We start from the raw sequence: 214 nt of genomic DNA, 5'->3' as shown, positions 1-214 counted from the left end.
ACCTGGCTCTGCGTTACCTTTAACAACAAGACCCTCTTCATCGATCTCAGCTGTCGGTGCTTCTGGTGCAACTGTATCTTTCTCACCGGTTACAGGCGTGCTTTCTGAAGTATTACCCGCTTTATCCGTTGCCGTAACATCAACTGTTTCGCCATCGGTCACTGGGCGGCTAAGCTCAACTTCATAAGCACCACTCTCAGGATCTGCTACTACA

The 214-nt window shown here is 49.5% G+C and carries 1 protein-coding gene; it reads right to left on the bottom strand.

Annotated features, from left to right (window positions below; translation table 11 throughout):
- Positions 1 to 214: Ig-like domain-containing protein (locus tag AC0SAP_RS10475; RefSeq protein WP_473384120.1), on the bottom strand; the 214-nt coding region annotated here is incomplete at both ends.

It is taken from the genome of Ignatzschineria sp. PL_is040, assembly GCF_055813795.1.
The sequence above is the reverse complement of the archived record's forward strand: the minus strand, read 5'-3'. Positions and strand labels throughout refer to the sequence as shown.